This window comes from Pseudomonas sp. HP_01 (assembly GCF_055284355.1).
Genome location: NZ_JBTOPV010000001.1, coordinates 93209 through 117648, shown reverse-complemented (window position 1 = coordinate 117648; position 24440 = coordinate 93209). Strand labels below are relative to the sequence as shown.

Below are 24440 nucleotides of genomic sequence, written 5' to 3'. Positions count from 1 at the left end.
CTCGCCAAGAACAAGAACGGAGAACACTCATGTCCAAAAAACGTCCCGTCATCATCACCTGTGCGGTCACCGGCGCCATTCACACGCCATCGATGTCGCCGTACTTGCCGGTCACACCCCAGGAAATTGCTGAAGCCGCCATCGGCGCGGCCCAGGCAGGCGCCGCTATCGTCCACTTGCATGCCCGTGACCCTGTCGATGGTCGGCCCAGCCAGGATGTCGACCTGTTCCGCCAGTTCCTGCCGCAGGTCAAGGCCAGCAGTGATGTGGTCATCAACATCACCACGGGCGGCGCACCAACGATGGGCGTTGAGGAACGGCTGCAACCGGTGGCGCAGCTGCAGCCTGAGCTGGCGTCTCTGAACATGGGCTCGATGAACTTCGGGCTGTACGAAATGCTCGACCGGTTCACCGAATTCAAACACGACTGGGAGCGCCCGTATCTCGCCGAAAGCGATGACCGGATCTTCCGCAACACCTTCCGGGACATTGCCCACATCCTCAACGTATGCGCTGAAAACCGGACGCGGTTCGAGATCGAGTGCTACGACATTGGCCATCTATACACCGCCGCCCACTTCCTGCAGCGGGGTCTGCTTAAAGCGCCGATTTTCATTCAATCCGTCTTTGGTTTGCGCGGCGGTATCGGTGGTCACCCGGAAGACCTGGCCCACATGCGCCGCACCGCCGACAGGTTGTTCGGCGATGCCTACGAGTGGTCGATTCTGGGTGCAGGACGCAATCAGATTCCGCTGGGCACGATGGGACTGGCGATGGGCAGCAATGTTCGCGTGGGTCTGGAGGACTCACTCTGGGACGGGCCGGGCAAGCTGGCGGCCTCCAATGCCGATCAGGTCAAAAGGATCCGCACCGTGATCGAGGCCCTCGGAGGCCGTGTGGCCACGCCGGATGAAGCCCGGGAAATGCTCAGCCTGAAGGGTAAGAACGAAGTCAATTTCTGAATGCGGCCAGCCACTGCCAGTGAACACAGGCCGTCTGCGCCGGTGCACAACGCAGTCATCTCCCATAAAAACAAGACAGGGGTGAATCCATGCGTATCGAAATCGTCGCTGATGTGAAAACCACGCTGGGCGAAGGCCCGGTGTGGGACGTTGAGCACCAGCGCCTGTACTGGATCGACAGCTTCGACGGGCGAGTCCTGCGGTGCACAGAGGATGGACGCGAGCTCCGCGCCTGGGACGTGGGCGAGAAAATCGGCTCCATGGCACTGCGCCGAAACGGAGACGCGGCGATTGTGGCCTTGCAGAGCGGACTGCACACGCTGGATCTCGCAACCGGTGAACTCGGGTTAATCATTGATCCCGAACCAGGGCTGCCAGATAACCGGCTCAACGACGGCAAGGTCGACCGTCAGGGGCGGTTTGTTTTCGGCTCAATGGACACTCGGGAAGAGCAGGCCAGCGCAAAGCTGTATCGCCTCGATCCAGACCTGAGCCTGCACACACTGGACGAGGGCATCATCTGCTCCAACGGGCCGTGCTGGAGTCCTGACGGGGAGACGTTGTATTTCGCCGATACCTGGTCCGGGGACATCTGGGCCTACGACTACGACACCAAAACAGGCGCGGCAAGCCACCGACGGACCTTTGCCAGGGTCGACACGTCAGGGGGTGGCGCGGCCGATGGCTGTACCGTGGATGCCGAAGGCTGCCTGTGGCAGGCACTCGTGTACGCCGGAAAAATCGTGCGTTATACACCAGACGGGCAGGTCGATCGGGTGATCGATATGCCTGTAAAGAAGGTCACCAGCGTGGCGTTCGGCGGGCCGAATCTTGACACCCTGTTTGTGTCGTCGATGGCAAAACCGCCACTCCCGCGTTTCCCCTCTGACGGCCAGCAGCGCGGTGCGCTTTTTGCCGTTACCGGTCTGGGCGTGAAAGGTATTGCCGAGCGGCGCTTCGCTTCCTGATCCATTGATTAGCCGGAACTGACGGTCACGGACGATTGAATCCTCTCGTGAAGGCGTGTGCGTCACGCCTGGAGAAACCCATGAACAATAATAAAAAAGCATCGCTAGGCCAGATTCATCGTTATTCCTGGGTGTCGTTGCTGGTCTGTTGGTTGATCTGGATCCTCAACGCTTACGATCGCGAAATCGTCTTGCGACTGGGACCGACCATTTCCAAGCATTTCGATCTGTCAGCCGATCAGTGGGGCACGACCGCGACGGTGGTCATGCTGGCCCTTGCGGTGCTGGATATTCCCGGTTCGGTGTGGAGCGACCGATACGGTGGCGGCTGGAAACGGGCGCGGTTTCAGGTGCCGCTGGTACTGGGCTACACCTTCATTTCGTTTGTGTCCGGCTTCAAGTTTCTCAGCGGCCATCTCGCGTCGTTCATCGCGTTGCGGGTGGGCGTAAACCTGGGCGCTGGCTGGGGCGAACCCGTGGGCGTCAGTAACACCGCCGAGTGGTGGCCCGTCGAACGACGTGGCTTTGCCCTTGGCGCCCACCACACCGGATACCCGATCGGCGCATTGCTGAGCGGCCTGGTTGCCAGTTTCGTGATTACCACGTTCGGTGAGGACAATTGGCGCTACGTGTTTTTCTTCGCTTTTGTGGTGGCATTGCCGCTGATGATTTTCTGGTCGCGCTACTCGACAGCGGAACGCATCACGGCGCTCTACGTCGACATTGCCGCCAAAGGCATGACGGCGCCCGACAGCACGCCGTCGCCCAATATCAAAGGCCAAGCCTGGAAAATGTTCAAGGCCACGATCAGCGACCGAAACATTGCGCTGACTGCCGGCAACACGATGCTGACGCAAGTGGTGTACATGGGGGTGAACATCGTGCTGCCGGCGTATCTGTACAACATTCTTCATCTGTCGCTGGCCGAGTCGGCCGCCATGAGCGTCGTGTTTGCCCTGACCGGTATTCTCGGGCAACTGATCTGGCCGTCGCTGTCGGACATCATCGGTCGGCGCATCACGCTCATCATCTGCGGGCTATGGATGGCGGCCAGTGTGGGGGCTTTCTACTTTGCCAACACCACCACGATCATCGTCGTCGTGCAGTTGCTGTTCGGCCTGGTCGCGAACGCCGTGTGGCCAATCTACTACGCGGTGGCTTCTGACGCGGCGCAACCGTCCGCCACCTCCACTGCCAACGGCATCATCACCACGGCGATGTTTATCGGCGGTGGCGTTGCGCCTGTGCTGATGGGGATGTTGATCAGCGCGGGCGGAGGCTGGACGAGCCTGGGCGGGTACACCGTGTGCTTCTTCGTCATGGCAGGTTGTGCAGTGGGCGGTGCGGTGCTGCAAATGTTCTCCCATCGTCCGCAGGCGCTCGTCGTTCAGCCCGGGCTTTGACTGTCTCACCTGCGGCGCTCAGTGCGCCGCCCCAACCCGTACCACGAGCAAGAGGATTCGTATCATGACAATGACAAGAACGCTTGATCCCCATGCTCCTCCCCGTGACGCGGCAACGCTGAACAGGTTGCTTTTCACCAAACTCATGCCGCTGCTGATAGCGGCGTATGTGCTGAGTTTCCTGGACCGCACCAACATCGCCCTGGCCAAGCATCACCTTGACGTTGATCTGGGCATTTCGGCGGCGGCCTACGGCCTGGGGGCCGGTCTGTTTTTCCTGACGTACGCGCTGTCCGAGATACCCAGCAACCTCATCATGCACAGGGTCGGCGCGCGTTTCTGGATTGCCCGCATCATGATCACCTGGGGGCTGATTTCGGCGGCCATGGCTTTCGTCCAGGGCGAGACGTCCTTCTACGTCCTGCGCCTGCTTCTGGGTATCGCCGAGGCGGGCCTTTTCCCCGGCGTCATGCTCTACCTCACCTACTGGTTCGGGAGGGAGCAGCGTGCCCGTGCCACGGGGTATTTTCTGTTGGGTGTGTGCCTGGCCAACATCATCGGCGGCCCCTTGGGCGCAGCACTGATGCAACTGGACGGCGTATTCGGTTGGCGCGGATGGCAGTGGATGTTCATGCTTGAGGGGCTGCCGGCGGTGTTCTTTGCCTTGGTGGTCTGGAAGAAACTTCCGGATCGGCCAAGCAAGGCGCCCTGGTTGAGTGCTGCCGAAGCGCAGCAGATCGAGCGCCAACTGGCGACCGAGGCAGAGGAGGGCACGAGTCACGGCGGTCATGGGCTGAAGCAGTGCCTGACGCCGCAGATTCTGTTAGCGATCTTCGTTTACTTCTGCCATCAGATCACTGTGTACACCGTGATCTTTTTTCTCCCCGGCATCATCGGCAAATATGGGGAGATGAGCGCTCTGCAGATTGGCTTGCTGACGTCCCTGCCGTGGCTCGCCGCAGCGATTGGCGCCATTGCCCTGCCCAAATTTGCCAGCACCCCTCGGCGGGCGCGGCACATGCTGGTGGCAGGATTGCTGACGATGGCCCTCGGACTGGCCATTGCCTCGCTCGCCGGGCCTGTCATCAGCCTGACGGGCTTCTGTCTCTCGGCAGTGATGTTTTTCGTCGTGCAGTCGATCATCTTTCTTTATCCGGCGTCACGCCTGAAAGGGGCTGCACTGGCGGGAGGGCTGGGTTTTGTGAACAGTTGCGGACTGCTGGGCGGGTTTGTCGGGCCTTCGGTCATGGGACTGATCGAGCAAAGCACGGGCAACGCCATGAACGGGATGAAGGTGATTGCGGTGGTGCTGGTCGTGGCCGCACTTGCCGCCACGCGGTTGCGACAGGGCCAGGAACAACCCGCCGTTCAAGCGGTACCGGGCCGGCGTCAGCGAGCATGATCTTGTCTCTCGCTCTCTGACTCACGGGGATGAGCAGAGTGGCCCCTGTTCGGTTCAAACCGAAGACAGGACCCGCAAGCACGGCCCGCGCCGAGGGTTTCAAGAGGCGGTGGCCGGCTTTATCCCTGATCCAGAACGACGGGCTGAAAACACAAACGCAGAGACAGGCCGAACGCCTGTCTCTGCGTCATGTTCAAAGCCGAATCAGACGGTGATCGGGTCGACCTTCTCGACGTCAATCTGCATGTCGGCCAGCGCGCGGGCGACAACCTGGCGGTCAATCACCCCTTCATCCGCCAAGGCCTTCAGGGCAGCCAGTACGACAAACTGACGGTCCACTTCGAAGTGCCGGCGCAGCGCTTCGCGAGTGTCCGACTGGCCGAACCCATCGGTGCCCAGTGCGACGAAGCGGCGATTGCCAATCCAGGGACGGATCTGGTCGGCGTGGATTTTCATGTAATCCGTCGCGACCACGACCGGGCCAGGATGCCCTCCGAGCACCTCGCTCAGATACGGCACTTTCGGCTCCTCCAGCGGATGCAGCAGGTTCCATCGCTCGATCTGCTGCGCCTCGCGGCGGACCTCGGTTAGGCTGGTGGCGCTCCAGACGTCGCTGCTGACTTGATACTCGCTGGCAAGAATCTCCGCCGCAGCGATGACTTCCGGAAGGATCGAGCCACTGCCCATCAGTTGAACGTGGCGATCAGACTGCCTTTCGCGTTCGATCGGCAGTCGATACAGGCCCTTGAGAATGCCTTGCTCGGCGCCTTCGGGCAGTTCGGGGTGCGGGTAGTTCTCGTTGAGCAGGGTGATGTAGTAGTAAATGTCCTCCTGATCGACGTACATCCGACGCATGCCGTCGTGGACGATGACCGCCAGCTCGTAGGCATAGGTCGGGTCGTAGGACACGCAGCACGGCACGGTGGCCGACATCACGTGGCTGTGGCCATCGTCATGCTGCAGGCCTTCACCCATCAGGGTAGTACGGCCAGAAGTCGCGCCCAGCAAAAAGCCCCGGGCCCGTGCGTCGCCTGCGGCCCAGAGCAAATCGCCGACGCGCTGGAAGCCGAACATCGAATAGAAGATGTAGAACGGCAGGGTCATCACGCCATGGTTGGCGTAGGAGGTACTTGCCGCGATCCAGGATGACGTCCCCCCGGACTCATTCAGGCCTTCCTGCATGATTTGCCCGTCAACGCTTTCCTTGTAGTAGGACAGCGTTCCGGCATCCTGCGGCGTGTAGAGCTGGCCGACGTGGGAATGAATGCCGATCTGGCGGAACAGGTTTTCCATGCCGAAGGTGCGCGACTCGTCAGGCACGATAGGGACGATCAGCTTGCCGATGTTCGGGTCTTTCAACAGCGTGGCAAGGATGCGCACGAAGGCCATGGTGGTGGAGATCGATCGATCGCCCGTGCTTTTCAGCTGCACCTCGAGCGCCGACAACGGCGGGATCTGCAACGGCTCTACCTGGGCGTGCCGGGCGGGGATCTGGCCTCCGAGGCTTGTGCGGCGCGCCTTGAGATAGCGGGCTTCGACGCTGTCGTCGGCGGGACGCAGGTAGGGCATTTCCCCCAACTGATCATCGGCCAACTCCAGCCCGAAGCGGTCGCGGAATGCCTTGACCGCATCGCCACCCATCTTCTTGAGCTGGTGGTTGATGTTCTGGCCTTCGCCAGCCTCACCCATGCCAAAACCCTTAACGGTTTTCGCCAGGATCACCGTGGGCCGTCCGGTCTTGCGGGACGCCGCAGCGTAGGCGTTGTAGACCTTCACCGGGTCGTGGCCACCGCGGGTCAGCTTCCAGATCTGGTCGTCGGTCATGTCGCTGACCAGCTCCAGCAATTCCGGATATTTGCCGAAGAAGTGCTCGCGCACGTATCCGCCGTCCTGGGATTTGTAGGTCTGGTACTCGCCGTCGACGCATTCCATCATGCGCTGACGCAGCAGGCCGGACTTGTCTTTGGCCAACAGTTCGTCCCAGCCACCGCCCCAGATCACCTTGATCACGTTCCAGCCGGCCGCCCGGTACAGGCTTTCGAATTCCTGGATGACTTTGCTGTTCCCGCGCACCGGCCCGTCGAGACGTTGCAGGTTGCAGTTGACGACGAAAATGATGTTGTCGAGCTTCTCGCGCCCGGCGAGGGAAATGGCGGCCAGGGATTCCGGCTGGTCCATTTCGCCGTCGCCCAGGAACGCCCAGACCTTGCGGCCCTGGTGCTCCTTGAGGCCACGGTTTTCCAGATAACGCATAAAGCGCGCCTGGTAAGCCGCCGTGATCGGGCCCAGGCCCATGGACACGGTCGGGAATTGCCAGAAATCCGGCATCAGGCGGGGGTGAGGGTAGGACGACACACCGTCGCGATCGGTTTCCCGACGGAAGTTATCCAGTTGCGCTTCGGTGAGACGGCCCTCGGTGTAAGCCCGGCCGTATATGCCCGGCGCCGAGTGACCCTGGATGTACACCAGATCGCCGGCGAAGGTGTCTGTCCGGCCGCGGAAAAAATGGTCGAAACCGACGTCGTAGAGAACTGCCGCCGAGGCATACGTGGCGATGTGGCCACCGACGCCTGAATGCTTCCCGGCCCGCAGGACCATGGTCAGGGCGTTCCAGCGGATGAAGGCGTTGAGGCGTTTTTCGATGCCAAGGTCGCCCGGGTAAGGCAACTCGCGCTCGGGGGGAATGGTGTTCACGTAAGGGGTGGTGACGCGTCCGTGGAAGTCACCGTGGACGGAAACGTCGAAATCGAGCAATTGGTCGATCAGGAAGTGGGCCCTGGGGCGGCCTTCTGCCTCGACGACCGATGCAATGGAGTCAATCCATTCGCGGGTTTCTTGTGGATCCTCGTCGCGAAGCAGGTAGCTCTGTTCCATCATTACATCTCCTGAAAATGGCATCAGCGAGTCGTTGTTCAACCCGCTCATCGTTGCAATTGCAATTGAATCTAGCGTCATTGCCGCTATGATTGCAACTGCAATCAACCCTAGGATTTGGAGATACCATGGCCACCCCATCGCCAGACCTCTGGTACAACTTCATTCGTGCGCATCGCTGTCTGATCAAGGAAATCGAGCGGCGACTGGCCGAAGAACAGCTGCCGCCGTACGACTGGTACGACGCACTCTGGGGTATCGAAAGCGGGCAGGACGGCGCTCGAAGAATGCACGAACTCGCTGACGTCATGGCCATTGAACGCTACAACCTTACGCGGCTGGTTGACCGCCTGGAGAAGGAAGGGCTGGTCACCCGGGAGAAGTCCCTCGACGACGGGCGCGGCGCCATCGCCCGGATTACCGAGGCCGGGCGGGGGCTGCGCAAGCAGATCTGGCAGGTCTACAAGCAGGCCGTCGAAGAACTGTTTCTGGTGGAGTTCGACGACGATCAGAAGCGCCTGTTTGCGGACGCGCTCGAAAATGCCAGCCGCAACGCCCGCCAGTCCCGTAAAACCTCTCAGACCAGCCGGTAGCGGTTCAGCGCCTGGCTGACCAGCGAGGTGCTGATCTGCTCAAGGTTTGCCAGTTCGCGCAGGGCCGTCATCGCGATCCAGTGGCGGTCCAGGCGTTGATGGGGTTCCAGGCTGTCGGCGCCGAGCGCGGCGAACGGTCCCCGGACATGCGCCGCCAGTTGTGCTGCGACGAACTCTGCATACCCGGTGACGGCGACCACCGGGGTCTGCGAATTGCCGAGGCAGTCGTGCAGATGACTGGACCTCGGGGCCTCGCCGCGCAACAGGCGTTTATGTCGGGACTGGCGCTCAGCGCCCCGCGCCAGCTTGGTGTAACTGGGGCAGCTCCACACTTCGGCGGCGATGCCCCAGTCATCGTGGAGGATCCTGGCGGCAGCTTGCACCTCCCGCAGCATGAGTCCCGCACCCAGTAACCGGATATGCGGCGCGCCCGGGGGCTGCGGGTTCAACCGGTGCATTCCCAGAAACGCCTGGGCAGGGTCACACACCAGCCCGTCGCCGGTTTCATCGTGCAGCGTCATGTAGCAGAAACCGGGCGATCCTTGCACATAGAGTTCATCGAGTGCACCGGCGAGAATGGCCCGGGCCTCATCGCCCGTGGCGGGGTCAAAAGGGATGCAGTGCCGGTTTGAGGCCAGCCACAGCGGTAACCAGGGGTGAGCGCCCTTTGCCCATCGCGAGGGTGTCGACTCGATGTCGTTGAGGATGATGCCCCGTTGCCCGGTCTGGGACGTGAGCATCGAGAGGTGCGCGGAAGTGGCTGACTGGGTCATGTAGAACAGCGGCCGCTCATCGTTGCGCGCCGGCTCGCTGAACCACAGCGGCCATGTACTGATCGCAGTGCCGGTGGAAAGCTCGGGCGCACGGTCGTTGATCTTCCAGAATTGCCCGCGGCTGCGCGGATCGCTCTCCAGGCGCTTGATCAGATCGACGACGGTAAAGAGGGGAGAACTCTGAGTGACCGCCCCGGTAAGGTGGCTCTGATCAATGCATTCGATGCATGCCCGGGCCGCGGATCCGGTCTTGGCGGTGTGCTGTAAACGAATGCTATCCATGAAGATGAAACTCCTGTGACTGTCTTGCGGGTTGCTAAAGGAATAATGCAGACTCATTGCAAATGCAACCACAAGGACGGAACCTTCGATGAATACTGCCTCGCTGCACCTCTACACGGCCGATACCCCCAACGGCCAGAAAATCCCCATCGCCCTTGAAGAACTCGGCCTCGATTACACCCTGACCCACGTCGACCTCAACAAGGGCGAGCAGAAAGCCCCTGACTTCGTTGCGCTCAATCCAAACGGAAAAATCCCGGTCCTGATTGATCGCGGTAACGGCGTGACGCTGTTTGAGTCGGCGGTGATTCTCACTTATCTGGCTGATCAGCACGACTCACTCGGGGGCCAGGGCCGGGACGAAAAGCTGCGCGTCCAGCAATGGCTGAGTTTCCAGATCGCAAGCGTGGGGCCGATGCTCGGCCAGCTCTGGTGGTTCCGCCATGCCAGCAGCAGCGCAAACGATCAGGCGCTGGATCGCTACCGTAACGAGTCGCTGCGGCTTTACGAGGTGGTGAACGGCCAACTTGCCAATCGCGAGTACATCGCCGGCGGCTGCTACACCATCGCCGACATCGCGCTGTTTACCTGGCTGCGGACCTACGAAGAACTGAACCTGGATATCTCGCCCTTTGCGGCGGTGCGCACGTGGTTGCAGAGTATCGAGCAGCGACCGGCCGTCAAGCGAGGGCTGGCAACATCCCGCCAGGAAACCTGAACCCCACCCGCCTGATGCCCATAAAAAGAAGATGCTGATCATGCATTTCAACGCTCCGCTTCTCGTCAGGCCGGGCCAGGATCCTAACCTGGCCACTCTGATCGAGCATTTGCCCTGCGAAATCGACTGCCCCTTCACCTACGCCACGATCGACAAACGCACCTTTGGCCTGTCGAACTTCCTGTCGAGCTTCCCCATCGCTTGGCAGCGTAAGTACTGCAGCGAGGCGCTGCACCGGTTCGACCCGATCATTTTCCACGGTGTGCAAAGAGTCGCGCCTTTCCACTGGAACGAGGCCTACCGGCGCAACCCGGTGCAGGGGCAGGGCGCATTCGAGCAGCTCACCCGGGAGTTCTCGATGCAGGACGGCTACACCTTCGTCGTCCACGACCCGCAACAACGCATGGGGCTGTTGAGTCTGTTCAACCGCGAGCAGAACCCGCACTTCCATCACCAGATCCAGCACATCAAAGGCACACTGCAACTGGCGTTGGTGGCGTTCCACAGCGGCATGAATCCGGACTCGATGTCGCAGGACACCGCAGAGCCGCCACTCACGGTCCGCGAGCACGCGATTCTCGGCTGGGTGTCGCTCGGCAAGTCCTACAGCGAGATCGCCTGCATCTGTGATATCCGCGTGCGCACGGTCAAGTTCCACATGGCCAACATCGTGCGCAAGCTCCAGGTCGACACCGCCAAGCAAGCGGTCTTCGCGGCTGCACGGCTGGGCATCGCTTGAGTAAACGCCCGCTGCGCCTTTTGCACAGGCGCAGCGGGCAAATCTGCGGGAGGAACGGGTCCTGTACCTAGGTACAGTTTCGGGGCGAAAAAGAAAACAGAATCATTGTGGGGCAACCTCGATAACAACCCACAATGAGAAGGATTCCTCATGACGTTCTCTGCCCAGCCCGTCAGTACGCTTGAAGCACGTGTCCTGGAAGACATTACTCAGCATGAAATTTCTGCTCTGAAAACCAGGCACAATCTTGCCGACGCCCATACCCACCAAAACCAGAGCCGCACCCAGGCCGAAATCGTCCGAAAGCTGCCGCAGCTGTGGCAACGCGCGCAGACGCTGACCCAATACGAGAGCGAGCAAGCGTTCATCAAGGCGTTCTACCAGTTTCACGGTCAGCACCACGCGCTGCAGCGCAGCGATGAGATCTACCTGGTGTACGCCGCCTCCGTCGCGATGCACATCACGGCCACCTTCCTGCGCAAGCACGACATGAGCGTCGCGCTGATCGAGCCGTGCTTCGACAATCTTCACGATTTGCTCAATCACATGGAAGTGCCGATGACGCCGCTGCCGGAAGCCATTCTTGCCGATCCCACGCAGGTCTACCGCCTGCTGCAGGAAACCGCATCGGCGGTTGACGCGATTTTCCTGGTGGACCCGAACAACCCGACTGGCACGTCCATGTTCGCCGAGGGCCCGGAAACCTTTATCGAAGTCGCGAAATACTGCCGCGATCACGACAAGATCCTGATTCTGGACTTCTGCTTCGCCTCCTTTCTGAAGGTGGCTGGCGGTCAACGTGTCGATGCCTACGCGATTCTCGACGAGATCGGCACCGACTACCTGGTGATGGAGGACACGGGCAAAACCTGGCCACTGCAAGACACCAAGTGCGCCACCTTGATGAGCAGCCGTCGGCTGAACCCCGAGATCTACAGCATCGTGACCAGCGTGCTGCTCAACGTCTCGCCCTTCATTCTTCAGGTCGTCACCGAATACATCAACGACAGCGAGGCCGATGGCTTTGCCTCGGTTCGCGACGTGCTGCAGACCAACCGCAGGGTGGCACGGGAATACCTTGAGGGCACGATGCTGCGTTACGTCGAGCCGGCCATTGAGACCAGCGTTGCGTGGTTTGAAATCCAGCGCGATGACCTCTCGGGCGATGACCTGCAAGCCTACCTGCTGACCCATCAGGCCTACGTTCTGCCCGGTCGCTATTTCTTCTGGAGCCATCCGGAGCAGGGCCGCTCTTTCGTGCGCCTGGCCCTGGCCCGTGACCCTGACGCTTTTGAAGGGGCCCTGCAGGTTATTCGCCAGGCGCTGGAGGCTTACGATGTTTAAAGAGGCGCCGATGATCGATGCGACCGTGTTCATGGGCATGCACCATCAAAACCAAGGCATTCGCGACAGCTCGCTGGCGTTCTTCACCCAGCGATATCACAGCGAAGTGCGCATGAGCTTCAGCCAGATCGGCGTCTGCGATGCAATCATCTGGAAGAAAGCCCGCGAGCTTCAGGACGTTTACTACCCGTTCATGGATGTGCTGCATTCCGACATGAACATCCAGCGAGCAGGGTATAGCAACGCGGCGCTGACCCGGGCGGCCAACAGTGCGGCCTTGTCCGGGCTGTCTGCCGAAAAGCGCCTGCAAGCGGCGCAGGTCCTTGAGGCCAATTGCCTGTTTTACACCCATGACCGCGATTACCAGAACTGCCCGGCGCTGAAACCGCACCTGGCGTCATTCGAATCAGAGCACACTGGCCACACGTTTCCGGAGGGTTTGCATCGGCTGTATCTCGCGTCCCTTGAGCTGATCATTACCGAGGAGGATTACCGGCATGTCTAAACATCAGGTGCTGGTCCCGCTGGTGACGCCGCTCGACGCACACGCGAACGTCTGCCGTCACAGCGTGCAGCAGCTCGTCCGTGCCTGCGGGCCGCTGGTTGACGGGTTTATCCCGTGTCTGACCTCAGGCGAAGGCTGGAATCTTTCGGTTGCGCAGTGGACGGACATGCTCAGGTACACCCTGGAGTTTGCCGGCCACACCCACCGCGTGGTGGTCGGTATCGAGCTTCCCACCACTGAGGAGGTGATTGAACGGGCCGAACTCGCGGGGGAGCTTGGCGCCAGGGAGATCATCGTGACGTCACCCTTTGCCGAAGGCATCAGTCAGGAGCACATTCTGGCCCACTACCAGGCCATTCACAGCCGCACGCCGCTGGACCTGCTGATCTACAACGAGTCGGCGCTGTCGGGTAACGAAAAGAGCTTCGACACGTTGCTGGAGATCGCACGGCTGGAGCGCGTAACAGGCCTCAAGGACTCGCCGAGCCAGGCGCGTACCCAGGCGCAGATCGCGCGGATTCGGCAGGAGGGCGTGGACTACTTCATCGGCTGGGAACACGACCTGGCCGGCGAACTGCTCAGCGATGGAAACATCGTCTCCCTGGCCAACCTCGAACCGGCCCTGTGCCGGGTGGCCTGCCTGGGGCCGCAGCCTGAAGTCGCGGCCATCGTGGCCCGGCTGAATGAAACATTCTGCCTGGGCGAGGATGACTGGTACGCACACGTGAAGCGCGAACTGGCGGCCCGCGGCGTCCTGCGCTCATCGCTTACGACTCAGGAGCAGGGCGCTTACGAGCACGCCGCACTTGAGCACTTCAGTCGGGAGTACGCCAGATGATCGCTTGCCACAAATCGCTGTTTCGCGCCAACCGGGCGCTCATCGAACAGCTTCAGCCGATCCCCGCCGAGCTGCTGCACTTCGAGCAGCAATGGCTTGACGCGGCGATCCGCGACAGCATGACCGAGCATCAGCCCACCAACCTGAGCGAATTGCGCGCCATGCTCGCGGCGCTGGTAGAGCAGGACAAGGCAGAGGAACCCGAGACGGCGCGCTACGTGGCCGAACACATGACCCTGGAGGAATTCAAGATCCTCGTTCAGGAGTTCGCCCTCGACGGCCTTACCGAAGCCCAAGTGTTTTATCACCTCATGCCGCGTCTGAGCCTTGAAGCCCAGATGCCCATGCTGCGGATGATGATCGACGAGTTCGGTTCGGGGAACATCAGGCGTTCGCACACCACGCTTTATAAGGTGCTGCTGGATGAACTGGGTATGCCGACGGATCTGGAAAGCAATATCCAGGCGAACGCCGAGGCAGGCTGCTCGTTTCCCAACATGTTCTGCTGGTTGACCATGCGCGCCCATGATCCATCGTATTTCGCGGGAGTGATCACCTACTTCGAGACCGTTGTGCCGTTCTTCTTCGGTTGCTACACGACGCTGTGCGACAGGCTCGGAATAAAAGCCCACACCTATTACAGCGAACATGTGCACATTGACGTCTTCCATGCGCTGGAAGGCCAACGGCTGCTGAAGGCGATGGACAATGACCGGCAGTTGAATCACGCCAACGCGTGGAAAGGAATCTGCATGGGACGGTTGATCACCAACCATGCGTTCGATCAGGCGGTGTACAAGGCTCAAGGGAGCAAGGTCGGTGAGGGGGTCGCCCATGCTTGAAGAAGGTGACGTAGCAATCAGGCCCGCAACCTTCGTGATTCAGGCCGGGCAGGACCGATACGAAGTCCCCAGTCTGTGCCCGCACCGTGAGGGCTGGCTGGAGCACGGTATCGTCAATCACAACCGGCGGACCATCACCTGTCCGCTGCATTTCTCGGTGTTCAGTCTGGAAACGGGCGAGCAACTGAGCGGGCCTGCATGCGGTGGGCTGGTGTGCCGTAAATTGACGTGAATGTCAGGGGAAACGCTGCACGGTCGTGCGGGTGTCATAGCTGTGGATAGAGCGGCTGCTGACGTCAGTCAGCGCCGCTAAACCGCGATCTCAAGCCTGTTTCAACGCCTGATTCACGCCTGTTCGTCTTGCTCGGTCGCATCATCGTCGTGCTTGAGCGCAGGCTTCATGCCTGGCTGCGGCGCGTGCACGGCATCCGGCGCGACTTCTTCGCCGTGGTTCTTCTTCTCTTGCTGCACTTTTTTGTCGTGGGCGACGTTACGTGGATCGGTCATGGCAATTCCTTGATCTGGCAGATGATTCGAGTGCCCGCCGACGCAACACGTTGGTCGTGAGGGTGGGGGCAAGCTTTGGAGTCAGCGCCGGGTTCAGCGTTCAGTGCATTTCATACCGCGATGGCTGACCCGCCATGACAGCCTCGCGAAGGCCGTGAAGCAGGCGCCGAACAATGTTCGCAGCGCCACGGCCCGCGAACCATCAGCCTGCCTGCTGCGCAAACGACGAATGGGTGTAGCAGAACAGGCTGGACGCCGGCTTCGGACGGCCATACAGGTAGCCCTGGGCGTAATTGCATCCACTGTTGGCCAGCCAGGACGGGAGATGGGGCAGGTGACATTCCTCGACGCCTTCAGCCGTCACTTGCATCTTCAGGCTGCGCGCCATGCCCAGAATCGCCTCGACCATGGGCAGGTGATCGGTCTGTCCCGGCTCAAAGAACGACCGGTCTATTTTGATCTTGTCGATGGACAGGCGGGTCAGGTGATACAGGCTTGAGTAGCCGATGCCGAAGTCATCCAGCGCCACCGTGATGCCGTGCTCGTGCAATTTCCTCAGGTTTTGCCGCGCCACGTCCAGATTGCCGACGAGGGCCTCCTCGGTGATTTCAACTTCGAAGCGATGAAACGCGAATTGCTCTTGCCGAAGTTGCTCCAGCAACTGATCGGGAAACAGCACGTCGGTCACCATGCCGGCGCTGACGTTCATGGACAAGCGCAAGCGATCGTCCCAGCGATTGGCGGCACGACAGGCCTGCTTGATCAGCGACCGGGTCATGGCGGGGATCAATCCCAGGCGCCCAAGCACCGGAATGAAGTCCGCCGGCGTCGCGGTGCTGCCGTCGGGCCTGAGCCAGCGTGCGAGTACTTCAAAGCCCACAACCTCCTGAGAAGGCAGCGCCACGATCGGCTGAAAGTAAGGCACGATTTCGTCTGCTTCAACCGCCCGTTTCAGTGCCAGTTCAAGGTCGGCCTGGGCCCGGCGCTGCTTTTCGTAGTCCTTGTCATAAAAATTGTAGGTCGAACGCCCGTCTTCCTTGCCCCGGTACATTGCGGTGTCGGCACAGTGCAGCAATGCCGAAGCATCTTGAGCGTCTGTCCATGACCGTGCGATGCCAATGGTGGCGCCCAACGCCGAAGGCTCGACGGCGCCGGACAATGGCGCACTGAGCTGAAACACTGCCGCCTCGGCGATCTGGCACAGCTCGGTCTGGTGTTTGAAATTGAGGAACAGCAGGCAAAACTCATCACCACCCAGACGCGCCGCAATGCCTCCGTTGTCGTCGGCAATGGCCTCGAGCCTGCGCGCGATCTCCACCAGCACAATGTCGCCGACGGCGTGGCCGTGCTGATCATTGACTGCCTTGAAGTGGTCCAGATCAATCAGCATGATCGCCGCCGGCCGCTTCAAACCGAGCTGATCGCGAACCATGTCCATGAAAATGCGTCGGTTGACCAGCCCGCTCAGCGAGTCATAGGTGGCCAGGGTTTCAGTCTGCGCCTGTGCCTGCTTGAGTCGACGGTAACTCGACTGGGCGTTGGCGATCAGGCGTTTGAGAAGAATGGTCGGGATGATCAGCGAAATAAGCGAAAACACCGTGACGGTCATCACGAACCCCCATCTTTCGGCGTCTTCAAAGTCCGCGTCATAGGGCAGGGCGAGCCAGTGCATCACCCAGGCTTCTAGCCTGAATTCCCACACGATGGAAAGTCCAATCACGGTGGACAGCGTGATTATCAGCAGTACAGGCAGGCGACAAGGGTTGCGGCGGTGCAGGTCATTCATGTCAGGCCTCACTGGGCCAGAAAAGTGATTGTGATGTCAGACTGCCATCTTCTCATATAGGTTCGTACCGTTGATCGAAGAATCTTGCCTGGACGCCGAACGGTCTTCTGCGCGTAATCAAAAAAGGGTAAGGGTCGCACTGTGATCATCCCTGGGGTGCCACTGCCTTGGGACTAAAGCGGAAATCATGACTGAATCATTGGCCGCATGCTTTAAGGTGTCCCTGCAGTCCGCCCACTGATGGTCCATCACAGACACCTCATCCCGGCGATAGCCAACCCGGTAAAAAAGGAGCCACCCATGACCGATTCTCTGTACGACATTCCCCTCAAGCAAATCGATGGCACCCCAACCAGCCTGGGCCAGTACAAGGGCAAAGTGCTGCTGGTGGTGAACGTGGCCTCCAAATGCGGGCTGACGCCGCAATACGAAGGGCTTGAAAGCCTCTACCAGGGCAAGAAGGAAGCCGGACTTGAAGTGCTGGGTTTTCCAGCCAATAACTTCAAAGAACAGGAGCCGGGCAGCGACAGCGACATCCAGTCGTTTTGCTCGACCACCTATGACGTGCACTTCCCGCTGTTCTCGAAAATCTCGGTCGCCGGCGACGACACCCACGCGCTCTACCGCGAAATGACCGCCGCCCAGCCCGCTGCCACCGGCGACGGACCGTTCCGTGAACGCCTCAAGGGCTACGGCATCGAAAGCGGCGCGGGCACTGACGTGCTGTGGAATTTCGAGAAATTCCTGATCGGGCGAGACGGCAAGGTGATTGGCCGCTTTGCGCCGGATGTGACCGCAGATGACCCACGCCTGACCGCCGCCGTCGACGAAGCCCTGAGCGCCGCCTGAGCGCCTGAGCGCCTGAGCGGGCAGGGCAAACAAGGCTGTCTATCGAATTGTTGTGTGAAGCATGAACCCTGCGCTTTTTGTATCTCTGGATGGGCCCAAGGGCGTCGGGAAAACCACGCTGCTGGAGGCCGTCACGAAATCGCTGAGGGCCGATGGCAAGAAGGTGATCCGGCTAAGCGAGAGCAAAAGTGATCCCCACCGGGGTGAAATAATGGCCCTCGTCAACCAACTCGCCAGGCATCCCAACCGCGATCTGGAGTTTGAGGTGTGTGAGCGCCTCGCCGACAGCCGTGCCTGGATCTCCCGGCACGTCCTGACCAAGCAGCCCGCCGACAGCATCATCCTGATCGATCGCTGGTACCCGTCGGACGCCGCGTTTCGCCGGCTCGTCCCGTTTGCCGAGATCCTGCAGTTGAACATTGACAGGAACGTGCGCGTGCCGGACCTCCATGTCGGGGTTGTCACTGCGGCCGAAATTTCATGGGCGCGGGCAGCGGCACGCCGGCGTGGCTTGAGCAGTACGGTGGTGCATACGCTGGAAGAACACGCCGCTTGTACCGAGGCGTTCGAGCGGGCGGTTTCAGCTAACGGGTGGGTTTTGTGTCGCAATGAAGGGCGGCTGGAAGACGCGACGGTGCAGGTGGTTTCCGAGGTATGCAACGCGCAAGCCACTAGAGGCTTTCGCTGCCCCGAGGGGGGAGGCTTGGATCTCTATTGATTGTTTAACGAAGGCGAGGTGCCAATGGCCGACAGCAATGAATACGTGGCGGACAGCATACGGACGTGGGTGTGGTCGGGCTTCTACACGCCTGAAGAGATGGATGAGATGGTCGATGACATCATTGACGATGACTGTGATGTACCAGCGCTGAAGGCGTTGATCCTGCCAGAGTGGCAACGCAAGCTCGACGCAGAGCGTGACTGGCCAGAGGTGACTGCCTGCGAGCGGCTCGATGCAGTGTTCTACGATCTCCATGAAGAGGGGATCTGTGCCCTGTCCAATGCGGGTTATACCTTGTCGGACGGATTCACGGAGGTGGCCGAAGCGATTCACCAAGCGCCGAACGAGCATTACCACGGTTTTTGTTTTTATCACGGACAAGACGTGGAACGCGCTGTAGAGGGAGAAGCCCTGCTCATCGCTTTTGGCGCAATCGATGATGATCCTGCACAGAGTCTCAAGGTAGGGCACCGGTTGTGCAGCGTGTTGAAAGCCGCTGGCTTTGAAGTCTTCTGGAATGAAACCGTCGAGCAGCGTGTGGAAATTCACAACTTCAACTGGCAGCGCAGAGCGCCCCGCGACTGAACGGCGATCAATATCAGGAGATGCCCTTGAGCAAGAAACTGTTAAAGGCGGCCGCCCGAGGCCAGAACGAGACGTTGCTGAGCCTGCTGGACGGTGGCGCCGATATCGATTTTATCGACAAGATGCCCGGTCGTACGGCATTGATCGAAGCGGCCATTGCCGGCCATGTACACACCCTCAACCTGTTGATCGCCCGCGGCGCGAGCCTGGACAAGGCTGATAAGACCCTCGGGTTCACGGCCCTCGGCTGGGCCGCCGACAGAGGTGATCTTCACTCAGTGGACGCGTTACTGGTGGCTCAGGCGTCCGTCGATCTGACAGCCCACACCTATCAACAGACGCCTTTGATGCTCTCCGCCCGTGAGGGGCACGCTGGTGTCGTGGCTGCATTGCTGGCGGCCGGGGCCGATGTGCATTTACAAACCGGCAACGGCCACAATGCGCTGTCGATGGCTGATGCGCGAAACCACGCGGAAATCGTGGCTCTGTTGCAGCAGCACGGTGCGCTGGCGCCTGTCCCGCCTGATGAGTATTCGATGCCTTGGCCCGCCGTGGCAGCGGACGGGTCAGATGTTGATGACAGCAACCCTGCAAGCGTCCTGCGTGGCTTCATCCTGGCCATGTATGCCTGGGAAACCGACTGCTACAGCCAAAAGCAACGCATCGATGATGGCGAGCTTGCCTGGTCGGTTATTCAGGCGGCGCAGAATCAAATAATCGAGCGTTTTTGTACGTCCAAGCCCCGTGTTTACGGGAGCCTCGGCAGCTTCGGGTTTCCACCGGAGTATTCGCCCAAAGATGCACTGGTGAGTGTCGAGCGTGAGGCTCGCCGGGCGGTGATCATTACGCGGCAGGCGCCCAGTACGAGGCTGCGGTATGAGGTGCTGTTTGGCCTGACCCGCAAAGGTGATATCTGGCGCATTGATACAAAGAAGCGGCGCGGTTGGGGCGAAGCCGCTGATTGGGAAAGGTCGATACTGTGAGAGGAGCCTTGAAGCTGCCATGTTGATGGGAGTGATCCACACCAAAGCGAGCGCTTCGGCACGGATCACCCATTAACATCGTTCAGGCGCAACCGTCACAACAGCTCAACGGAGTGCGCCAGAGGCTTACGCCGAAGGCTTGAGCACCACTTTGGTCCAGCCGTCGGCGCGCTGATCAAAATGCTTGTAGGCGTCCGGACCTTCGGACAGCTTCAGGCTGTGGGAGATGATCTGCGACGGCTTGGCACGGTCATGGTGAATCAGCTCGGCGAGGCGACGGTTGTACGCCTTGACGTTGGCCTGGCCGGTGCGGATCTGCTGACCCTTGAACCAGAACGAGCCGAAGTCGAAGGCCATTTTGCCTTCCTTCGCCAGATCGCTCGCAGCGTTCGGGTCCTGCGGCACGAAGACTCCCACGACACCGATGCCACCGGTGGGCTTGGTGGAGGCCACCAGGTTGTTCATGGTTTCGTGATTGGCTTCATGGCCGTGCTTGTCGCAGCACTGATAGCCCACGCATTCGCAGCCACGGTCCGTGCCTTTGCCGTTGGTCAGGTTCATGATCTGCTCCACGGCCTGGGTCTGTGCCGTGTTGATCGGCGTGGCGCCCAGCTTGGCGGCCAGGGCCAGACGGTCTGGATGGTTGTCGACCACGAAGACTTGGGATGCGCCTTTGATCATCGCGGAATGGGCAGCCATCAGGCCGACCGGGCCTGCGCCGTAAATGGCGATGCTTTCACCCGGCAGCAGGCCGGACAATTCAGTCGCGTGCCAGCCGGTTGGAAGGATGTCCGACAGCATGACGTAGTCGTCTTCTTTTTCTTTGGCATCTTCAGGCAGCACCAGGCAGTTGAAGTCGCCATAGGGCACGCGCAGCAGTTCGGCCTGGCCGCCCTCGTAAGGCCCCATTTCGGCAAAACCATAGGCGCCACCGGCACTGCCAGGGTTGACGGTCAGGCAGTAACCGGTCAGGCCGCGCTCGCAGTTATCGCAGAAACCGCAACCGATGTTGAACGGCAGGCAGACCATATCGCCCACTTTCACGCGATCGACTGCAGCGCCCACTTCGATGACTTCGCCCATGTTCTCGTGACCCAGAATCCGGCCCGTTTCGAAGCTGGTGCGGCCTTCGTACATGTGCAGGTCGGAACCACAAATGTTGGTCGTGGTGATGCGGACCAGGACATCGGTTGCTTTTTCGATTTTGGCATCGGGGACGTTCTGAACGCTGACGTCGTAAGGACCGTTGTAAATAATGGCTTTCATGGGTTCTCCAGAACAATGAGATGCAGATACGGATAGTTCGCCAGTTTTAGTACGACCGTACTGACCTGTCGTTCAAAGAGATTCGCCGCGAGTGACGAACGGTAAATGCTGGCAAAAGGCTCTGGAACGCGGCTTGCGGCCAGCCCGAGACGAAAGCCACCCTCGCGTCTATGCAAGCGGTAGAAGCTCCACTAGGGTGAGTTCAGTCCTGCCCCGCAACCCAATGTGAAGGAGTGGAAATGAACATTCAGCTGAATACCAAACGCGCGCTGGTTACTGCGTCCACCGGCGGCATCGGTTTTGCGATTGCCAAAGGTCTCGCCGAGGCGGGTGCCGAGGTGGTCATCAATGGCCGCAGCGAAGGGTCGGTAAAGGAAGCCATCGCCCGACTGGTCAGCGCTGTGCCCGGTGCCACCATCACCGGTGTAGCCGCAGATCTCAGCGATGCCAGAGGTGTTGAAACCCTGCTCAAGGGTGCCGGGCGTATCGACGTTTTGGTGAACAACGCCGGGATCTATGGCCCGCAGGATTTCTTTGAAACGGAAGATGGGGTGTGGGACAGCTACTGGCAGACCAACGTGATGTCAGGGGTGCGCCTGAGCCGCGCGCTGCTGCCGGCAATGGTGGCAGGGAAGTGGGGCCGGGTGGTATTCGTGTCGTCCGAGTCTGCACGCAACATCCCGGCCGACATGATCCACTACGGCGTCTCGAAGACCGCGCAGCTGGCACTTGCACGGGGCCTGGCGAAGCGCGTTGCCGGCAGCGGCGTGACCGTCAACAGCGTTCTGCCGGGGCCTACCTTGTCCGATGGTGTGGCCACCATGATGCAGAGTGAAGTGGAGCGCACGGGCAAATCCCTGGAGGAAGTGACCCAGGCATTTGTGGCCGAACACCGCCCGAGCTCGATCATTCAGCGTGCAGCCACGGTCGAAGAGGTCGCCAACATGATCGTCTACGTGTGCTCGCCCCAGGCATCCGCCACCACGGGCGCCGCGCTACGGGTTGACGGCGGCGTGGTCGACGACATCGTTTGAGCCGGGCGATTTCCCGGCTGAAGCCGCTCCAGCGGAAACAGGCCGCGCGCGTTCGGTCAACTATGAACGCGAGCGGCTCGTCATCGCCTGCTCGCAACCAGCAATGCCAGAACATCCTCGGCCAGCACCGGTGGGCTGAGCAGAAAACCTTGCGCATAAGGGCAGCCCAACTCCCTGAGCTGGTCGAGCTGCCCAAGGGTTTCGACGCCCTCGGCAACAATCGCCAGGTCCAGCGCCTCGCCCAGGGACAGGATACTTTTGACGATGGCAACGCTGCGCTCATGTTTCATCATGCGCGTGACGAATGACCGATCGATCTTGATGGCGTCGATGGGGTAGCGGTCGATATAGCCCAGGGAGCTGTAGCCGGTGCCGAAATCGTCCAGCGCAATCCGGATACCCTGGGCGCGAAGGTCTTCGAGGGTCTTGGCAACAATCTCCGGTTCATGCAGGAACACTGACTCGGTGATCTCGATCTGCAAGGCACGGGCATCGAATCCGGTCTCTGCAATAATCTCGGCGACCTGAAGGGCGAAGTCTTTGCGGTTGAGCTCTACCCCGGACACATTCACGTTCAGCTTGATGCCGAACGGCCCGCCTGCGTCTCTCCATTTGCTGACTTCGCGACAGGCCTTGCGCATGACCCACTGGCCAAGGTCGCAAATCACTCCAATGTCCTCGGCCACGCCGATGAACACGTCAGGGGCGATAATGCCCAGGCTCGAATGGCGCCATCTCACCAGTGCTTCAACGCCGACGATCGCTTCAGTGGTGATGGAAAAGATCGGCTGGTACACCAGATAGAACTCGTCGCGGGTAATCGCATGCTTGAGCGCGTTCTGCATCACCAGCATGTCGATTGAGGCCTGGCGCATCGAGAGGTCGAAAACGGCCCAACTGCCACGGCCCTTTTTCTTGGCGGCGTACATGGCTACGTCTGCATCACGGATCAGGTCTTCGGCGGTACGGTGCTGAGCATCCAGCGTCGCGATGCCGATGCTGCAGGAGATGAAGAGTTGCTGGCCATCGATGGCAGTTGGCAAGCTGAGGGCATGGGTCACACGCTTGGCGGTCTCGATCGCCTGTTCCTGATGGCCCTTGTCGGTCAGCAGTATGGCGAACTCGTCGCCGCCGATGCGGGCAATCACCGCGGTGGGATCGATGCACTCGCTCAGGCGCTTGGCAACGCTTTTGAGCAGCGTGTCGCCAGCATGATGACCCAAGCCGTCGTTGACGTATTTGAATCGATCCAGATCCAGGTACAACACCGTCGCCGCGCCTGGCTCATCGGTGGTTCCCTTGCTCAAGGCTGAATGGATGCGAGCCATGAAGTAGCCGCGGTTCTTGAGCCTCGTCAGTTCGTCATGGAAGGCCGCGTAGGACAACTCGTCCTGAATACGCTCACGCTCGATCAGCCGCGACTCAAGCGCGACACGTTCCTCGCGGTCGAGCTGGGCTTGCCGAAAGTGCTGCTCTGCGTCTTTACGCTCAGTGATGTCGCGTTGTACGGAAACCCAATGGGTGAACCAGCCTTTTTCGTTCGCGACCGGCACGATGCTGAGCTGCACCCAGAACCGGGTGCCGTCCCGGCGCGTGTTGATGAGCTCGACTTCCACGGGGTCCCAGCGTTGCAACGCGTCCCTTATTTTCTGGAGCGTTGGGCGGTCTGTCTCCTCGCATTGCAGAATCCGCGGCGTCTTGCCCATGACTTCGTCGAGGCTGAACCCGGTGGTGGTCAGAAAGGCCGGGTTGCAATACACGATGCGTGGCCCCGGCAAATCGATGGGTTCCGCCTCGGTAATCAGAATGGCGTCCTTGGCGTTGACTACCACCGACTCCAGCAAGCGCAAGCGCTCGATGACCGCAGATCCGCCAGACGGATGGGTGGGGTTCATCTTGAGTGCGTCGTACAGATCGGCTGCATGGGTTTGCAGGCCATAGATGTGCGCGGCGCTGAGACGTTTGTGGGAAAGCGGAATCGTCATCAACACCGCACCGGTCAGGACGGCGTCGCCATCCCGGATAGCAACGCAGATCAGCGATTCGTCGACCACTTGATCCAGCCCGGCAGGCAGCGCAGCGTCAGCGGGCATGGCCTCGCCAACGTCGACGACATCCCCGTAGGACAACATCATCTTTAACCAGCCGCCGGTGATTTCGTTCGTGCGCACCTCCGGCGCGTTGCCGCAGGTGGCTACCGTGCGCCACTGCTCCTCGTCCCGCAATATCAGGATGGCGCCCGCCGCCCCGGTCAGGTGGGAAGCCGCGTCCAGAAACTGACCCAGAACTTCATGATTCTTCAAACCAACGTGAGCCTTGACGGCCATGTGCATTACCTGAAAAGGGGACGGAGTGGCAGGCGGTCATTCGATACGAGTAGAAATCAAAAAAACCAGCAACAACCGGGTGCGATATCTGCGGCCACTGGCGAGGTGGTTGGCAGCTTCGGTATCGGCAGGTCGACGA

The 24440-nt window shown here is 60.4% G+C and carries 23 protein-coding genes; 17 read left to right on the top strand and 6 right to left on the bottom strand.

What is annotated here, in order from left to right:
- Positions 1 to 29: 29 nt before the first annotated feature.
- From kce to ACYAR8_RS00515, 4 genes are all read left to right on the top strand, one after another.
- Positions 30 to 962, top strand: coding sequence for a 3,5-dioxohexanoate:acetyl-CoA acetone transferase (kce, locus tag ACYAR8_RS00530; RefSeq protein WP_108119245.1), 933 nt, complete (start codon positions 30 to 32; stop codon positions 960 to 962).
- An 89-nt stretch (positions 963 to 1051) separates the two neighbouring features.
- Complete coding sequence (locus ACYAR8_RS00525; RefSeq protein WP_074883871.1) at positions 1052 to 1930, top strand: SMP-30/gluconolactonase/LRE family protein; 879 nt, start codon at positions 1052 to 1054, stop codon at positions 1928 to 1930.
- Between the two features lie 80 nt (positions 1931 to 2010).
- Positions 2011 to 3333, top strand: coding sequence for an MFS transporter (locus tag ACYAR8_RS00520; RefSeq protein WP_074883540.1), 1323 nt, complete (start codon positions 2011 to 2013; stop codon positions 3331 to 3333).
- Positions 3334 to 3397: 64 nt separating this feature from the next.
- The gene (locus ACYAR8_RS00515; RefSeq protein WP_463578731.1) at positions 3398 to 4735 is read left to right on the top strand and encodes an MFS transporter; all 1338 of its coding nucleotides are present in this window, start codon (positions 3398 to 3400) and stop codon (positions 4733 to 4735) included.
- A gap of 204 nt (positions 4736 to 4939) precedes the next feature.
- On the opposite strand, the gene aceE is transcribed toward ACYAR8_RS00515, so the two are convergent.
- Positions 4940 to 7609 carry a pyruvate dehydrogenase (acetyl-transferring), homodimeric type gene (aceE, locus tag ACYAR8_RS00510; RefSeq protein ID WP_463578974.1) on the bottom strand — a complete coding sequence of 890 codons (2670 nt, stop codon included), beginning with the start codon at positions 7607 to 7609 and terminating at the stop codon, positions 4940 to 4942.
- Positions 7610 to 7737: 128 nt separating this feature from the next.
- Between aceE and ACYAR8_RS00505 the strand changes: the two genes are divergently transcribed.
- Positions 7738 to 8202 carry a MarR family transcriptional regulator gene (locus ACYAR8_RS00505; RefSeq protein WP_108119250.1) on the top strand — a complete coding sequence of 155 codons (465 nt, stop codon included), beginning with the start codon at positions 7738 to 7740 and terminating at the stop codon, positions 8200 to 8202.
- On the opposite strand, the gene ACYAR8_RS00500 is transcribed toward ACYAR8_RS00505, so the two are convergent.
- Positions 8187 to 9257: a transketolase-like TK C-terminal-containing protein gene (locus ACYAR8_RS00500; protein ID WP_463578730.1), complete on the bottom strand. Its 1071-nt coding sequence runs from the start codon at positions 9255 to 9257 to the stop codon at positions 8187 to 8189. The genes ACYAR8_RS00505 and ACYAR8_RS00500 overlap by 16 nt on opposite strands.
- Before the next feature lie 88 nt (positions 9258 to 9345).
- On the opposite strand from ACYAR8_RS00500, the gene ACYAR8_RS00495 reads away from it, so the two are divergent.
- The 7 genes from ACYAR8_RS00495 (at position 9346) to ACYAR8_RS00465 (ending at position 14475) form a co-directional block, all read left to right on the top strand.
- Positions 9346 to 9975, top strand: a complete 630-nt coding sequence (locus ACYAR8_RS00495) for a glutathione S-transferase family protein (protein WP_463578729.1) — start codon at positions 9346 to 9348, stop codon at positions 9973 to 9975.
- Between the two features lie 40 nt (positions 9976 to 10015).
- On the top strand, positions 10016 to 10714 hold the full coding sequence (locus ACYAR8_RS00490; protein WP_463578728.1) for an autoinducer binding domain-containing protein: 699 nt from the start codon (positions 10016 to 10018) through the stop codon (positions 10712 to 10714).
- Between the two features lie 150 nt (positions 10715 to 10864).
- The gene (locus ACYAR8_RS00485) at positions 10865 to 12058 is read left to right on the top strand and encodes an aminotransferase class I/II-fold pyridoxal phosphate-dependent enzyme (protein ID WP_463578727.1); all 1194 of its coding nucleotides are present in this window, start codon (positions 10865 to 10867) and stop codon (positions 12056 to 12058) included.
- A complete protein-coding gene (locus ACYAR8_RS00480) occupies positions 12051 to 12563 on the top strand; it encodes a DUF6190 family protein (RefSeq protein WP_463578726.1) in 513 nt (170 codons plus the stop codon). The genes ACYAR8_RS00485 and ACYAR8_RS00480 overlap by 8 nt, the downstream gene beginning before the upstream one ends.
- Positions 12556 to 13401, top strand: a complete 846-nt coding sequence (locus ACYAR8_RS00475) for a dihydrodipicolinate synthase family protein (RefSeq protein WP_463578725.1) — start codon at positions 12556 to 12558, stop codon at positions 13399 to 13401. The genes ACYAR8_RS00480 and ACYAR8_RS00475 overlap by 8 nt, the downstream gene beginning before the upstream one ends.
- Positions 13398 to 14243 (top strand): iron-containing redox enzyme family protein, encoded by an 846-nt coding sequence (locus ACYAR8_RS00470; protein WP_463578724.1) that lies wholly within the window; start codon positions 13398 to 13400, stop codon positions 14241 to 14243. Before ACYAR8_RS00475 ends, ACYAR8_RS00470 begins: the two co-directional genes overlap by 4 nt.
- Positions 14236 to 14475, top strand: a complete 240-nt coding sequence (locus ACYAR8_RS00465) for a Rieske 2Fe-2S domain-containing protein (protein WP_108119257.1) — start codon at positions 14236 to 14238, stop codon at positions 14473 to 14475. The genes ACYAR8_RS00470 and ACYAR8_RS00465 overlap by 8 nt, the downstream gene beginning before the upstream one ends.
- 113 nt (positions 14476 to 14588) lie before the next feature.
- On the opposite strand, the gene ACYAR8_RS00460 is transcribed toward ACYAR8_RS00465, so the two are convergent.
- On the bottom strand, positions 14589 to 14750 hold the full coding sequence (locus ACYAR8_RS00460) for a hypothetical protein (protein WP_108119258.1): 162 nt from the start codon (positions 14748 to 14750) through the stop codon (positions 14589 to 14591).
- A gap of 202 nt (positions 14751 to 14952) precedes the next feature.
- On the bottom strand, positions 14953 to 16536 hold the full coding sequence (locus ACYAR8_RS00455; RefSeq protein ID WP_463578723.1) for a putative bifunctional diguanylate cyclase/phosphodiesterase: 1584 nt from the start codon (positions 16534 to 16536) through the stop codon (positions 14953 to 14955).
- A gap of 300 nt (positions 16537 to 16836) precedes the next feature.
- Here ACYAR8_RS00455 and ACYAR8_RS00450 point away from each other — a divergent pair, with 300 nt between their 5' ends.
- From ACYAR8_RS00450 to ACYAR8_RS00435, 4 genes are all read left to right on the top strand, one after another.
- Positions 16837 to 17385 carry a glutathione peroxidase gene (locus ACYAR8_RS00450; protein WP_463578722.1) on the top strand — a complete coding sequence of 183 codons (549 nt, stop codon included), beginning with the start codon at positions 16837 to 16839 and terminating at the stop codon, positions 17383 to 17385.
- A 61-nt stretch (positions 17386 to 17446) separates the two neighbouring features.
- A complete protein-coding gene (locus ACYAR8_RS00445) occupies positions 17447 to 18103 on the top strand; it encodes a dTMP kinase (protein WP_463578721.1) in 657 nt (218 codons plus the stop codon).
- Positions 18104 to 18127: 24 nt separating this feature from the next.
- Entirely contained in the window at positions 18128 to 18691 is a 564-nt protein-coding gene (locus tag ACYAR8_RS00440; protein WP_074883499.1) for a DUF6891 domain-containing protein, read from the top strand.
- A gap of 20 nt (positions 18692 to 18711) precedes the next feature.
- On the top strand, positions 18712 to 19674 hold the full coding sequence (locus tag ACYAR8_RS00435) for an ankyrin repeat domain-containing protein (protein WP_463578720.1): 963 nt from the start codon (positions 18712 to 18714) through the stop codon (positions 19672 to 19674).
- Between the two features lie 126 nt (positions 19675 to 19800).
- Here ACYAR8_RS00435 and ACYAR8_RS00430 read toward each other — a convergent pair whose 3' ends face one another.
- Complete coding sequence (locus tag ACYAR8_RS00430) at positions 19801 to 20940, bottom strand: glutathione-independent formaldehyde dehydrogenase (RefSeq protein WP_074883493.1); 1140 nt, start codon at positions 20938 to 20940, stop codon at positions 19801 to 19803.
- Positions 20941 to 21179: 239 nt separating this feature from the next.
- On the opposite strand from ACYAR8_RS00430, the gene ACYAR8_RS00425 reads away from it, so the two are divergent.
- Entirely contained in the window at positions 21180 to 21974 is a 795-nt protein-coding gene (locus tag ACYAR8_RS00425; protein ID WP_463578719.1) for an SDR family NAD(P)-dependent oxidoreductase, read from the top strand.
- A gap of 80 nt (positions 21975 to 22054) precedes the next feature.
- On the opposite strand, the gene ACYAR8_RS00420 is transcribed toward ACYAR8_RS00425, so the two are convergent.
- A complete protein-coding gene (locus ACYAR8_RS00420; RefSeq protein ID WP_463578718.1) occupies positions 22055 to 24301 on the bottom strand; it encodes a putative bifunctional diguanylate cyclase/phosphodiesterase in 2247 nt (748 codons plus the stop codon).
- Positions 24302 to 24440: the final 139 nt, after the last annotated feature.